Source organism: Streptomyces nanshensis (assembly GCF_001751255.1).
GTDB lineage: Bacteria > Actinomycetota > Actinomycetes > Streptomycetales > Streptomycetaceae > Streptomyces > Streptomyces nanshensis_A.
The window spans coordinates 1-12141 of the sequence record NZ_LJGW01000719.1 but is presented as its reverse complement, the minus strand read 5'-3'; the positions used below and the strand labels follow the sequence as shown (position 1 = coordinate 12141).

The following is a 12141-nucleotide window of genomic DNA, read 5'->3' as shown; positions in this document are numbered from 1 at the left end:
CGTTGGGCCCCGCGGTCTCTCCGGCCTTCGCGGGTTCGCCGGACGCCGCAGGAATGTCGGACGCCGCAGCGATGTCGGAGGCCGCGGGCACGTCGGGGTCGGCGGGCACGTCTCGCTGCGCCGCCGCGCCGCGCCGGCCGCGTATCCCCCACAGCGCGACGCCGAGCAGCCCCGCCGAGGCGACCGCCACACCCGTCAACTGCCAGGCGTCCGGCACCTCCTGGAGGAAGACCGCCGCGAGGACGGTGACCACGAGCGGCGCCGTGCCCCGCGCGATCGGATACATCTGCCCGAAGTCGCCCAGCCCGAACGAGCGCATCAGCAGCACCTGGTAGACGACGTGCAGCGCCGAGGAGACCGCCAGCGCGGGCCACGCCTCGCGCGCGGGCAGCGGCACGAAGCAGGCGAGCGCCAGTCCGCACAGCGCGCCGCCCCCGCCGACCAGGGTGAAGGCGAGGAGCTGGTCCTTGATGTGGTGCGCCAGGGCGTTCCACGAGGCGTGAGTGACCGCGGCGACCAGCACCGCCGCGACGACCAGCGGTGTCACAGGACTCCGGCGGCCTGCTCGCGTACGTCCGCGAGCGTGCCCTGTGCGTGCGCGATCAGCTCCTCGGGGGCGAGGGCGAAGACCGTGTGCGGTGTGCCGGCCGCGGCCCAGACCGTGTCGTGCGCGAGCAGACCCCGGTCGGCGAGCACCCGCATCCGCGTCACATGGCCGAAGGGCGGGACGCCGCCGATGGCGTAGCCCGTGGCGCCGCGTACGGTCTCGGCGCTCGCGCGGCCGACCGATGCGGCGCCCAACTCGGCCCGTACGAGGGCGACATCGACGCGGGACGCGCCGTCCATCAGCACCAGGACGGGCTCCCCGTCGGCCTCGAAGACCAGCGACTTGACGATCTGGCTCAGCTCGCAGCCGACGGCCTCGGCCGCCTGCGCCGCCGTGCGGGTGCCGTCGGGGAACGCGCGGATCTCGACCTCCCGCAGCCCGAGTTCACGTAGCGCCTCGGCGAAGCGGGGGTGTGGTGCAGGTGCCTTGCTCATGGCCCGGACGCTACCCGTCGCCCGCCCGCCCGCGCGACGTGGTTTCCGGCACACCGCACACGGCGGCGAGCGGTGCCCTCCCGGGAGTTCCGGAAGGACACCGCTCGCCGGTGTCGTGCGCGGGGCGGCCGAAAGGCCGGTGGCCGCCTGACTGCCGGCCGGTGGCCGGTGGCTCAGCTCGCCGCGTCGAGGATCTTGCGGACGACGGGGCCGGCGTTCTCGTTGCCGTGCCCGGACTCGGGAACGACCGCCGCCACCGCCGTGTCGCCGTTGTACGCCGTGAACCAGGCGTTCGGCTTCTTCTGCCCGTCGACCTCCGCCGAACCGGTCTTCGCGCCGACGTCGCCGTCGAGCCCGGCCATCGGCTGCGCGGCGGTGCCGCTGTTGGCCGTCAGCTTCATCAGGCCCTTCAGGTCGCTGTTGACCTGCGGCTTCATGCTGCGCGCGGCCTTCGCGAGCGTACGGTCGTCCAGCTTCGGGGAGACGATCACGGGCTGCTTGAAGCTGCCGCTCTGCACCGTCGCCGCGACGGACGCCATGTTGAGCGGGTTCATCCGCACGCTGCCCTGGCCGATCAGCGACGCGGCCATCTGCGCGTCGGACTGTACGGGGACGCTGCCGTCGAACGTGCCGGTGCCCACCTGCCAGTTGGCGCCGATGCCGAAGACCTCGCGGGCCTCCTTGCTGAGGTCGCCGTCCTGCAGCTCCTTGGCCTGGCTGATGAAGGCGGTGTTGCAGGAGCGGGCGAAGCTCTGCGCGAACGTCCCGTTCTTGATCTCGAACTTGTCGTCGTTCTGGAACTTCCAGCCGCCGTACTCCACGTACTTGGGACACGGGTGGGGCTTGTCCGGCGACGCGAGGCCCTTGTCGAGCAGCATCGCGGAGCTGATCACCTTCATCGTGGAGCCCGGGGCGAGCGAGCCGTTGAAGGCGTTGTTGAAGCCGTCGGCGGGCGAGTTGGCCACGGCCCGCACCTCGCCGGTGCTGGGCTGGAGCGCGACCGCGGACGCCTTCGGCTTGCCCTTGACGGACTGCTCGGCGGCCACCTGCATGTCCTTGTCGAGGGTCGTCTTCAGCTCACCGGGCTCGCCCTTGGAGAGGGTGCGAAGGGTGGTGCCGGTGTCGTTGCCCTTGGCGTCGACGATGCGCGTCTCGACGCCCGGGGTGCCGTCGGTCTTGTCGCCGTACCGGCGGCGCAGATCGTCGAGGATGTTCCCGAGCATCGGGTGCTCCGACTTGGAGAGCAGCGCGCCGTTGCGGTCGACGGCCTTGATGGGCGGGGTGCCCGCCTTGCCGGTCTTGACCGACTGGCCGTCCTTCAGCTTCGGGTTGATGACCGTCGGCTTCCACTGGACGACCGCGTCGCCGCTCTTGTCGTCACGTACGACCTTGAGGGAGGAGGGGTAGGTCCACGTGGAAGTCTGCTGTGCGTAGGAGATCTGCGCCGTCACGCCGAACGGCACCTGCGCGCCGGAGGCGGAGTCGGGCGTCAGCTTCACCTTCGAGACGTGGGCCTCGTCGTGGAACCCCTTCAGGCTGCGGGCGGCCTGCGCCTTGTCGTCGGTGAGGGCCGCGGCCTTCTTCGCGTCGCCGGACGACCAGGCCGTCAGGAACCGCTTCGCGGTCGTACGGACCTCCGCGGCGCTGGGCGGGCTCTTCTTGACCTTCTCCTGGCCCTTGCCGTCACCCGACGCGGTCACGCTCCCCTTGCCGCTGTCCTCTCCGTCACCTCCGACGAGCGCGTAGACGCCGAAGCCGGTCGCACCGACGACGACTGCCGCGGCGCCACCGATGAGCGCCATCTTCTGAGTGTCACGCATCTGAGAATCTGCCCCTCCACCCCGCCCCGGCCATGCGGCCGAGGACCTGTCCGAGGCACCCTAGAGCACGCATGCAACATCACGTGCCGCCGGTATCCCCCTTCGGTCACATATGGACGGGATCCGGATCCGAATAATCAGCGGATCCGGTGCAGGAGCCGTGGCGGAGCCTTACGCAAGGGCCCGCCGTGTCCAGCCGGAAGCCCCCAACTCCCGTCAATCCGGCGTCACTCGGGAACCACACACGGGTCACCGATATTTCGCCGGGATGTCACCCGGCCCGGGGCCTCGGGGCGCTCACCGCCCGGCCGACCCGGCCCTCGTACCGTCCGCGGTCGTACCGATCGTGCCGGTCGTGCCGTCCAGGCTCGCCGTCGCCGTGGGCCGCGATGCCTCATCACCCTGCCGTCCGGGGCCGGTTCGGCCCCGGACCGCCGTGTACGCATGGGCCCGCGCGGCGAGACACCGTCCCGCCGGAGGAACCTCAGCGTGGGCCGTCGCGGCGCGAGCGAAGGTAGTGCCGTCCGAAGTGGAGCGCCGCGAGCGCTCCCCCGACCGCACCGGCGACGCATATCACCGTCGCCCACAGGGCCAAGTCCTGGGTGATCCACAGCAGGCTCACGAAGACCACCGCCACGGAGAGCCAGAACCGCTCTCCGTGGCCGGCGCCGCGGCGGCTGTTCAGTCGTGTGTCGCGGTGCACTTGTATGAGACGCCCTTCATGACGATCGTCCTCCACCCCGCCTTGGGCTGCGGCTCGGCGGGAGCGAGATCGGTGCCGCCGCTGCTTCCGCCGCCGTCGTCCTTACGGCAGTAGTAGCCGAGCGCATCGAGCTTCCCGAGGTCGCTCTTCGCCTGGTAGTTCTTGTACGACTTCAGCATCACGGCGCGCTTTTCCGCCGGGGTCGCCTTCTTCCCCTGCGAGTACCAGTAACACCCGATGCTGGCGCCGATTCCCACCCAGGACGCGCCCTTGGCCAGTGCCTTGGAAGCGCCCGCCGCGCCGCTGCCGATCCCCAGGATCGCGCAGATCTCGTCGGCGCCGGCGCCCTGGGTCCGGACATCTTCCGCCGCACGCGGCGGAGTTGCGTCCCGGTCGCCGTCCGCGGACGTGGCGTTCGCCGTGTATGCGGTGATCCCGCACATCGCGCCGGCCACGGCGCAGGCGACCGTGACAGTGAGCCGCTTATTCATGAACCAATCCCCCGTTGCACATCAAAAAATCAGTCGGTTTGTGCGTTCGGAACGCTATCAACGGACGCCATACGGCGGCAAAGCGGAATTTGCTGTTCGGGGGACGTGCCACGCCCGGCCGGTACGCCGCCCAACTGCCCGCCGGACAACGCCTGTTCGGCGCACGCGGCGAATCCGGGCACAGCGCGTACGCAGCATGGACGCAGCCGCCACGACCGTACGGAAAAGCCCGCGCGGGCCCGTTCCGCAAAGAGCGGAAGGCTATTGCGGAATTACCGGCTCCATTTTTCGGCACGCCGTTCCGTGGCTAGATCCATGTCTCGAACCACATCCGGCCGCGCCACGCGTCCATCGGAATCGTCTGCCCCGTGTAAATGGGCCAGAAGTAGACGAAGTTCCAGACGATGAGCAGCACCAGGACGCCCGAGCCGATGATGCCCGCGGTGCGTCTGCGCTCCCCCACGCCCGGCGGCCCGGCCAGCGCGCCGATCGTCATCGCCAGGGCGAGGCAGAGGAACGGCAGGAAGACGACCGCGTAGAAGAGGAAGATCGTCCGCTCCTGGTACAGGAACCACGGCAGATAGCCCGCCGCGACCCCGCACAGCACCGCGCCCGCGCGCCAGTCGCGGCGCAGCAGCCAGCGGTAGAGGACGTAGACCAACGCGAAGGCGGCCGCCCACCACAGCAACGGCGTGCCCAGCGCGAGGACTTCGCGCGCGCAGCCCTCGCCCTGTGCGGTGCAGCCGTCGTGGCCCGCCTTCGGCGACTCGTAGAAGTACGAGACGGGGCGGCCCAGGATCAGCCAGCTCCACGGATTGGACTCGTAGGGGTGGCCGGAGGTCAGTCCGACGTGGAAGTCGTAGACCTCCGACTCGTAGTGCCAGAGGCTGCGCAGCGGTCCGGGCAGCCAGCCCCACGCGCCGCCCGCGCCGTCCTTCTCCGCCCAGTTGCGGAAGTAGCCGCCGGAGGTGGCGAACCAGCCCGTCCAGGAGACGACGTACGTGACGAAGGCCACGGCGACCGTGGAGACGAACGCCGGGAGGGCGTCCCTGCGGAGCATCGCGGCGAAGGGCCGGGGCGCACCGGCGCTGCGGCGTGCGCCCATGTCCCACAGCACGGTCATCAGGCCGAACGCGGCCAGCACGTACAGGCCGTTCCACTTGGTGGCGAAGGCGAGGCCGAGGCAGAGCCCGGCCGCGAGGCGCCAGGGACGCAGCCCGAAGCGGGCGGTGGCGCCGACGAGGGGATCGGGGCGGACGCCGGCGGCGCCCACACCGGGCGGAGGCGCCTGGGAGGACGCGGGGGCGCGGCCGTTGCCCGGTGCGCCGCCTGGTGCGTCCGCGAGGGGCACGTGATCCGCGTGTGGCACGCGTGACGCGAAGGGCTTCACGGGGGCGGAGGCCGCGTGCGGGATGTGCGGGACGTCCGGGTCCGCGGTCTCCGGAGGTCCTGCCCCCGGACCCGAACCCTGGCCGGATCCCGGGCCGGCGCCCGGCGGGGCGGACGGATCGTCGGGCAGGGCGTCCGCGAGTCTCGCCCGCGTCCGGTCCCGGTCCAGCAGCAGACAGCCGAAGGCCGCCAGCACCCAGAACATCAGCACCAGGTCCAGCAGCGCGGCGCGGCTCATCACGAAGTGCAGCCCGTCCACGGCCATCAGCGCACCGGCGAGACAGCCCAGCGCCGTCGAGCGGAACAGCCGCCGTCCGATACGGCACAGCATCAGCACCGACAGCGTGCCGAGGAGGGCGGTCATGAAGCGCCAGCCGAAGGGCTGCAGTCCGAACAGCCACTCCCCGACGCCGATGATCCACTTCCCGGCCGGCGGATGGACGACGTAGGCGCCGTCGGGCGAGAGCGGGATCTTCTGGTGCGGCGCGAGGATCTGGTCGTTGGCCTTGTCCGGCCAGCTCCCCTCGTAGCCGTACTGGAAGAGGGACCAGGCGTCCTTGGCGTAGTACGTCTCGTCGAATATCACGGCGTGCGGCGAGCCGAGCTGCCAGAAGCGGAGCACGCCGGCGAAGAGCGCGACCAGCAGCGGAGCGCCCCACGCCGCCCAGCGCGCCAGCCCGGCCGCGGCCTGCGGCGAGAGGCCGAAGACGGCGCCGAAGCGGAGGTCCGGCTTGGGGAAGGGCGGCACCAGCCGCTCACGCGTACCGACCCGGGCCCGCTCCGTGTAGCCGAAGCGGCGCAGGCGGGCCTGCCACGTGGGCAGGGGGTCCTCGGCCTGTGCTGGACGGCTCTGCGCCGCGGTCTCGCTGGTCGTCACCGGGCCATCGTAAGGAACCGTCCCGTGCGCGAGTGCCCGCATGTGAACTCCGCGCAACAGTGCGGGCGTACGGGGCCGCCATGCGGGGCGGTCGTGCGAGCCGCCGTGCGGGGCGGCCGTGGCCGCTGTGCGTGCGTCGGCTCGCGTACGGCGGCGCTGTGCGGGCGTACGGCCCGTGCCGGGCCCCTGCGAGGATGGGCGCGTGACAGGGACGCTCGTACTGGCCGGAACACCCATCGGGGACGTCGCGGACGCACCCCCGCGCCTCGCCCGCGAACTCGAGGAGGCCGACGTCGTCGCCGCCGAGGACACCCGGCGGCTGCGGCGCCTGACACAGGCGCTGGACGTACGCCCGCGGGGTCGCGTCGTGTCGTACTTCGAGGGCAACGAGGCAGCGCGCACCGCGGAGTTGGCGGACGCGCTGGAGTCCGGTTCGCGGGTGCTGCTGGTGACGGACGCGGGCATGCCGTCCGTCTCCGACCCCGGCTACCGGCTGGTGGCCGAGGCGGTACGGCGGGGCGTCGGCGTGACGGCGGTGCCGGGACCGTCCGCGGTGCTGACGGCGCTGGCGCTCTCGGGGCTCCCCGTCGACCGGTTCTGCTTCGAGGGGTTCCTGCCGCGCAAGGCGGGCGAGCGGCGCTCTCGGCTGCGCGAGGCGGAGGGCGAGCGGCGCACGCTCGTGTACTTCGAGTCGCCGCGGCGCCTCGCGGAGTCACTGCGGACGATGGCCGAGGTCTTCGGCGGCGAGCGGCGCGCGGCGGTGTGCCGGGAGCTGACCAAGACGTACGAGGAGGTACGGCGCGGCCCGCTGGAGGAGTTGGCGGAGTGGGCCGCGGAGGGCGTACGGGGCGAGATCACCGTCGTCGTCTCCGGTGCCGACGAGAGCGACGGCGAGGAGCCGGACGCGGCGGAACTGGCCCGCCGGGTCGCGGTACGCGAGGAGGCGGGCGAGCACCGCAAGGAGGCGATCGCGGCGGTGGCACAGCGGTCGGGGGTGCCGAAGCGGGAGGTCTTCGACGCGGTGGTGGCGGCGAAGCGGGGGTAGCGCGTGGGCCGCCTGGCGGCGGGGCCCGCCGGTCTGGCCTTCGGCCCGGGGCCGTGCGGTGCGGGTGGCGTCCCGCCGTTGGCCGTCGGAGCCCGGCCTCTCGCGCGGGGGCGCGAGCGGCCGCACTCCTTCGCCTCGTGGGCGGGTGGCAGCAGTCCGGCACCGCGCCTGCGTCTTCCCGGACGTCTGCGCCCAACGTGGCCGCCCGTGCTGCTACGAGTTGAGGGGGTCGGCGGGAGTGACACCGGGCCCCCCACAGGCCCGGCGTCACAGCCCCGTGGTGTCAGGTCGTGCGGCGGTGGCGGACGGCCAAGATCGTGGCCGCGGTGCCGAGGACGAGGACGAGTGCGCCGATGCCGAGGGCGACGCCCGGGATGGGGAGGTCCGATTCGGTCAGTTCCTCGCGTCCCGCGGTCCGGTTCTGGATCTGTGTCTTCACCGGGCTGACGTCCGGGATCCCGCTCACGGACTTCACCGAGCCGTCCTTCTTCAGCAGCACCTGCTTGCCGTTGGGGTGCCGGAAGTCGAACAGGCCGTTCAGCGAGTTCGCCCGCGCGTCGAAGGCGTGGTCGCCGATGGCGGACGTGTGCCAGTTCTGCTCGATGAACTTGGTGATGGAGGTCTGCTCGGTCTGCGTGTGGTCGATCTTGTTGACCTTGCTGTAGGGCGAGATGACCATCAGCGGCTGGCGCGTACCGGGACCGCAGCGGTCCATGTAACCGCCCGCGGGTTTCGGGCCCTTGCGGCAGGCCGGCGCGTCCACGGGCTTGCCGCCGGTGTCCTCGGTCGTGTCCTTGGAGCCGTTCTGCGGCTTGGCGTAGACGTGGTCGTACCAGCCGTCGGAGTCGTCGTAGGCCAGGACGACCGCGGTGTCCTTCCACTGCGGCGCCTGCTGGATCTTGTTGATCTGCTTGATGAGGAAGTGCTGTTCGTCGGTCGGGTCGGAGTAGCCGGCGTGGCCGTCCTGGTACGCCGGTGCCTTCAGGAAGCTGACCGAGGGCAGATGTGCCGACTTCAGGGCCGCGTCGAAGTCCGTCAGGTCGTAGTTGTGGTTGGCCCGGCCGTCGTGCCCGATCTCGGAGACCGACTCGGGCGAGATGTGGTGCGGGTTGGCCGTCGACGCGTAGTACGCGAAGGGGTTGTGGTGCGGGCTGTAGTCCACGACCTCCTCGCCGCCGACGTTCTTGTGTTTGACGTCGCCGCACTCGGCGTGGTGGTTCTCCTCGCCGTCCCACGCCTTGCCGGGGCGGAAGCCGCCCTGGAACCAACCCCAGCTCACGGACCTCTCGTTGAGGCGGTCGCCGATGTTCTTGCCGCCCAGCTTCGCGAAGGAGTCGTCCTTGGTGTGGTCGTCGCCGCTGCAGTCGTCGTACGCCGGATCGGGGTCGTTGATCATCGTGCCGACGCCCTTGGCGTCGGGTGAGGAGACCGCGGCCGGGTCGGGCTCGTCGGTCTGCTCGGGATGCTCGGTCGACGACTCGGGGTCGGTGGAGACGATGCCGTGCGTCTGGCCCGAGACCAGTTCGATCGCGCCGGGCGTCGAGGGCCCGTACGCGGAGCCGAACGAGCGGTCGCTGAGGGCATAGTGCTGGGCGTAGTTCCACATCGCGGTGACGGTGTTGCCGTCGTAGTAGTCCATGCCCAGGCCGGGTTCGCCGAAGAGGTCGCCCGAGCACTTGCCGGAGTCGGTGTTCTCCACGAACTTGTCGGCCTTGCCGCCGTTGTAGGCGTACTGCTCCGGCCCGTAGGAGTGGTTCTGGTCGCAGGTGACGGCCTGTTCGGGCGTGAGGCGCTTGGGCAGGTACTGGTTCGGGTTCTTCTTCAGCAGCCCCGCGGTGCGCAGATTGTCGATGTCCTTCGGGGTGTGCCGGGACGGGTGGAACGTCGTGCCGTCCGTGTTCGCGGCCTTCGGGTACGTCGCGAAGTAGTGGTCGAAGGAGATGTTCTCGTCGAAGATGACCACCAGGTGCTTGACCGGTGTGGCCGGGCCCGGTCGGTGGTGCGAGGCGGGCGCGGAGGCCCAGGAGGGCGCCGACCCGCCGAGGACGGTCAGCGCCGCGGCTCCGGCCAGTGCGACCCAGCGATGTGCGCCCGTCCTTCTGGCTGCGCTTCCCATGCGGCCTGCCCTCCACTGCGCTCCGGATGGTGCTTCCCTGCGGACGGGGGCGCGGTCGAACCGCCCGTCCCCGGCACGCAGTTCACCATCGCGCGGTCGACTTCCGATGACCCGCAAGTGACCTTCTCTTCAGAGAGAACATGCCAAGAATTGACCCTGGACGGGCAGTCGGCGTTCGGCGGGTGTCAGATGTCGGCGGGTGTCAGGTGTTCTTGCCGGCGAGCAGGCCGCGGCCCAGCCAGTCCGAGCCGTCCCGTACGCCCGGGAGCGCGAAGAAGTAGCCGCCGCCGAACGGCGATACGTAGTCGACGAGCGGCTCGCCCTCCAGGCGCTTCTGCACCGTCTCGAACTGCCGCTCCAGGTCCTGCTGGTAGCAGACGAAGAGAAGCCCCATGTCGAGGTTGCCGTTGGGGTCGGTGCCGAGGTCGTAGTTGTACGCGCGGCGCAGGAGCCGCTGCTCGCCGGTGCCGGCCGTACGCGGATTGGCCCTGCGGATATGGCTGTCCAGGGGGATCACATCGCCCTTGGGATCGCGGGAGTAGCGCGGGACGTCGGTCTCGTGGTCGCCGTCGAGCGGCGCTCCCGTCTCGCGGTTGCGGCCGAACATCCGCTCCTGCTCGGTGAGCGAGACCCGGTCCCAGAACTCCACCAGCATCCTGATCAGCCGTACGACCTGGTAGCTGCCGCCGACGGCCCAGGCGGGCTCCCCGGAGCCGCGTCCCACCCACACCAGACGCTCCATGGCACGTGCGTCGCGCGGCGACGGGTTGGCGGTGCCGTCCTTGAACCCCAGGAGGTTGCGCGGAGCGCCCGACGGGCGGGGCGGGTTGGAGAACCCGTCGATGCGCCAGCGGACCTGCATGGCGCCCCGGGTGTGCCGGGCGACGTCGCGCAGCGCGTGCAACACCGTGTCCCGGTCGTCGGCGCAGAACTGGAGGCTCAGGTCGCCGTGGCAGCGGTCCTCGTCGAGGTCGTCGTCCGGGAACGGTTCCATGGCGCGCAGATGGCGGGGCTTGCGCCCCTCCAGTCCGAAGCGGTCGTCGAAGAGGGACGCGCCGACCGCCGCCGTCAGACAGAGCCCTCCCGAGGGCGGCCGGGGGCCGAGGATCCCGGAGTCGGGCGGCGGCGCGGTGATCCCGGTGGGGGACGGTGTGCCGCCCCGCGTCAGGAGACGGGCCCGCTCGGTGATCGTGCGCAGCAGATCGGCGAGTTCGGCCCGCTTCTCGGCGGTGACGTCGAAGGAGACGAAGGCGGTGGCGCGCCTGGGCGGGGTGAGGATGGCCGCCTGATGGACGCCGTGGAAGGGCACTTCGGCGCCGGTGTCCGCGTAGGGACCCGCGTAGGGGCCGGTGTGCGTGTAGGGGCCGGTCCCGGTCTCGGCGGCCGCCGGGGCCGTCCCCGGGCGGCCCTCCGCCGCGCTGTGGTCCGCGGCGACGAACCCCGTACCGGCCAGGGCGCCGCCGACGCCCACGGCCGCCCCGCGCAGGAAGCCGCGCCGGCGCACCTCGTCGCGGCGCACCTCGTCGCGGCGTACCTCGTCGTCGTCCGTCATCGGGTTCTCCGTACGTCGCACAGGGCGGCGATGTCCGCCAGCCGCTCCACCAGCTCGCTCGCGTCGGCGTTGACCTTCTCGCGGTCCCTGCGGCCGAGTTCGTCCAGCGTCGTCCAGTGTCCGTCGTGCTCGTGACCGTCCAACCGTGCCTGCATGCCGTCCAGTTCGTCCTCCAGCCGCCCCATCCGCGGATAGCGCGAGGCGAGCAGCGGGCGCAGCCGGGACAGGGCGACGCGGGTGCCGTCGAGGTTGGCGCGGGCCGTGGCGAGGTTGCTGTGGCTGCCGTAGTCGGTGCGGCCGGTCAGCTCGAACTGCACGGTGTTCTCGAGGATTTCGTGCGCGCGCAGACCGAGGTCCAGGGGGTCCATGCGCGCCTGGCTCCAGTCCTTGCGCAGGGTGCGTACGTCCTTGACCAGCCGGTCCGCGAACGGGCGGAGGGAGGACGCCGAGGCTCCGTGCCACAGCCCGTGCTCGATGCGGTGGAACCCGGTGAAGTCCTTGTCGTGCACGCCGCCCGGCAGACTCGCCGTGGTGCCGTTGATCGCCGCGTCCGCGTCGCCGAACGTGCCGTACGCGGCGCCCATCCGCTCGTACGTGAGATGCGCGGGCAGCCACGCCGCGCGGGCCCGCGCGAGATCGCCGTCGTCGACGGCCGAACGCAGCTTCTCCGTCTTCTCGAGGAGCGGGCCCATCCGTCCTTCGATCCAGTGCTGATAGCTCAACGTGGGCGGAATCAGGTCGTGTTGGTCGACGGGGCGGGCGGCGGGGCCGCCGGGGCGTCCCTTGCCGCCGTGTACCCGGACCTCGGGTCCGACGGCGGGTGCGCCGTCGTCCGGGAAACAGGCGAAGGAGTAGGTGCCGTCGCCGAGATCGGCGCGCAGGGTGCGGGTCGTGCCCGGCCCGATGCCGTCGATCTCGCCGTGTACGGCGCCGCTGTGGGCGTCCCTCAGATACACCTCGGCCGCCCGGTCGGACCCGTTGTGCAGCGTGAAGACCTGGAGGCCGGGACGGGCATGCTCCCAGCCGCGCCCGCATTTGCCGCCGGACGCCTCGACCCGGGTGTGCGGCAGTCCGTCGGCGGCGGCGCCGTGCGCGGGCCGGCCGGCG

The 12141-nt window shown here is 71.6% G+C and carries 10 protein-coding genes; 1 reads left to right on the top strand and 9 read right to left on the bottom strand.

The window, feature by feature from the left end; all coding sequences use genetic code 11:
• The 6 genes from AN218_RS33110 to AN218_RS38655 form a co-directional block, all read right to left on the bottom strand.
• Positions 1 to 547: EamA family transporter (locus AN218_RS33110; protein WP_244900905.1), on the bottom strand; the 547-nt coding region annotated here is incomplete at its 3' end.
• Positions 544 to 1041 carry a YbaK/EbsC family protein gene (locus tag AN218_RS33105; RefSeq protein WP_070020722.1) on the bottom strand — a complete coding sequence of 166 codons (498 nt, stop codon included), beginning with the start codon at positions 1039 to 1041 and terminating at the stop codon, positions 544 to 546. The genes AN218_RS33105 and AN218_RS33110, both read right to left, overlap by 4 nt.
• 173 nt (positions 1042 to 1214) lie before the next feature.
• Entirely contained in the window at positions 1215 to 2861 is a 1647-nt protein-coding gene (locus AN218_RS33100) for a penicillin-binding transpeptidase domain-containing protein (RefSeq protein ID WP_171908888.1), read from the bottom strand.
• A 484-nt stretch (positions 2862 to 3345) separates the two neighbouring features.
• A complete protein-coding gene (locus AN218_RS33095; RefSeq protein WP_070020721.1) occupies positions 3346 to 3564 on the bottom strand; it encodes a hypothetical protein in 219 nt (72 codons plus the stop codon).
• Positions 3543 to 4055, bottom strand: coding sequence for a hypothetical protein (locus AN218_RS33090; RefSeq protein WP_070020720.1), 513 nt, complete (start codon positions 4053 to 4055; stop codon positions 3543 to 3545). Before AN218_RS33090 ends, AN218_RS33095 begins: the two co-directional genes overlap by 22 nt.
• Before the next feature lie 307 nt (positions 4056 to 4362).
• Positions 4363 to 6363 (bottom strand): dolichyl-phosphate-mannose--protein mannosyltransferase, encoded by a 2001-nt coding sequence (locus tag AN218_RS38655; RefSeq protein WP_420856048.1) that lies wholly within the window; start codon positions 6361 to 6363, stop codon positions 4363 to 4365.
• Positions 6364 to 6523: 160 nt separating this feature from the next.
• Here AN218_RS38655 and rsmI point away from each other — a divergent pair, with 160 nt between their 5' ends.
• Positions 6524 to 7366: a 16S rRNA (cytidine(1402)-2'-O)-methyltransferase gene (gene rsmI, locus AN218_RS33075; protein ID WP_070020719.1), complete on the top strand. Its 843-nt coding sequence runs from the start codon at positions 6524 to 6526 to the stop codon at positions 7364 to 7366.
• Between the two features lie 283 nt (positions 7367 to 7649).
• On the opposite strand, the gene AN218_RS33070 is transcribed toward rsmI, so the two are convergent.
• The 3 genes from AN218_RS33070 to AN218_RS33060 all read right to left on the bottom strand — a co-directional run.
• Complete coding sequence (locus AN218_RS33070; RefSeq protein ID WP_070020718.1) at positions 7650 to 9482, bottom strand: phospholipase C; 1833 nt, start codon at positions 9480 to 9482, stop codon at positions 7650 to 7652.
• A gap of 202 nt (positions 9483 to 9684) precedes the next feature.
• A complete protein-coding gene (gene efeB / locus AN218_RS33065; RefSeq protein ID WP_070020717.1) occupies positions 9685 to 11034 on the bottom strand; it encodes an iron uptake transporter deferrochelatase/peroxidase subunit in 1350 nt (449 codons plus the stop codon).
• The coding region (locus AN218_RS33060; RefSeq protein WP_070020716.1) for an EfeM/EfeO family lipoprotein at positions 11031 to 12141 on the bottom strand (1111 nt) is incomplete at its 5' end. The genes AN218_RS33060 and efeB, both read right to left, overlap by 4 nt.

Excerpts from the sequence above, each read along its gene's own strand:
- AN218_RS33105 (WP_070020722.1), bottom strand. The coding sequence starts at position 1,041 with ATGAGCAAGGCACCTGCACCACACCCCCGCTTCGCCGAGGCGCTACGT.
- AN218_RS33100 (WP_171908888.1), bottom strand. The coding sequence starts at position 2,861 with ATGCGTGACACTCAGAAGATGGCGCTCATCGGTGGCGCCGCGGCAGTC.
- AN218_RS33090 (WP_070020720.1), bottom strand. The coding sequence starts at position 4,055 with ATGAATAAGCGGCTCACTGTCACGGTCGCCTGCGCCGTGGCCGGCGCG.
- AN218_RS38655 (WP_420856048.1), bottom strand. The coding sequence starts at position 6,363 with ATGCGGGCACTCGCGCACGGGACGGTTCCTTACGATGGCCCGGTGACG.
- AN218_RS33070 (WP_070020718.1), bottom strand. The coding sequence starts at position 9,482 with ATGGGAAGCGCAGCCAGAAGGACGGGCGCACATCGCTGGGTCGCACTG.
- efeB (WP_070020717.1), bottom strand. The coding sequence starts at position 11,034 with ATGACGGACGACGACGAGGTACGCCGCGACGAGGTGCGCCGCGACGAG.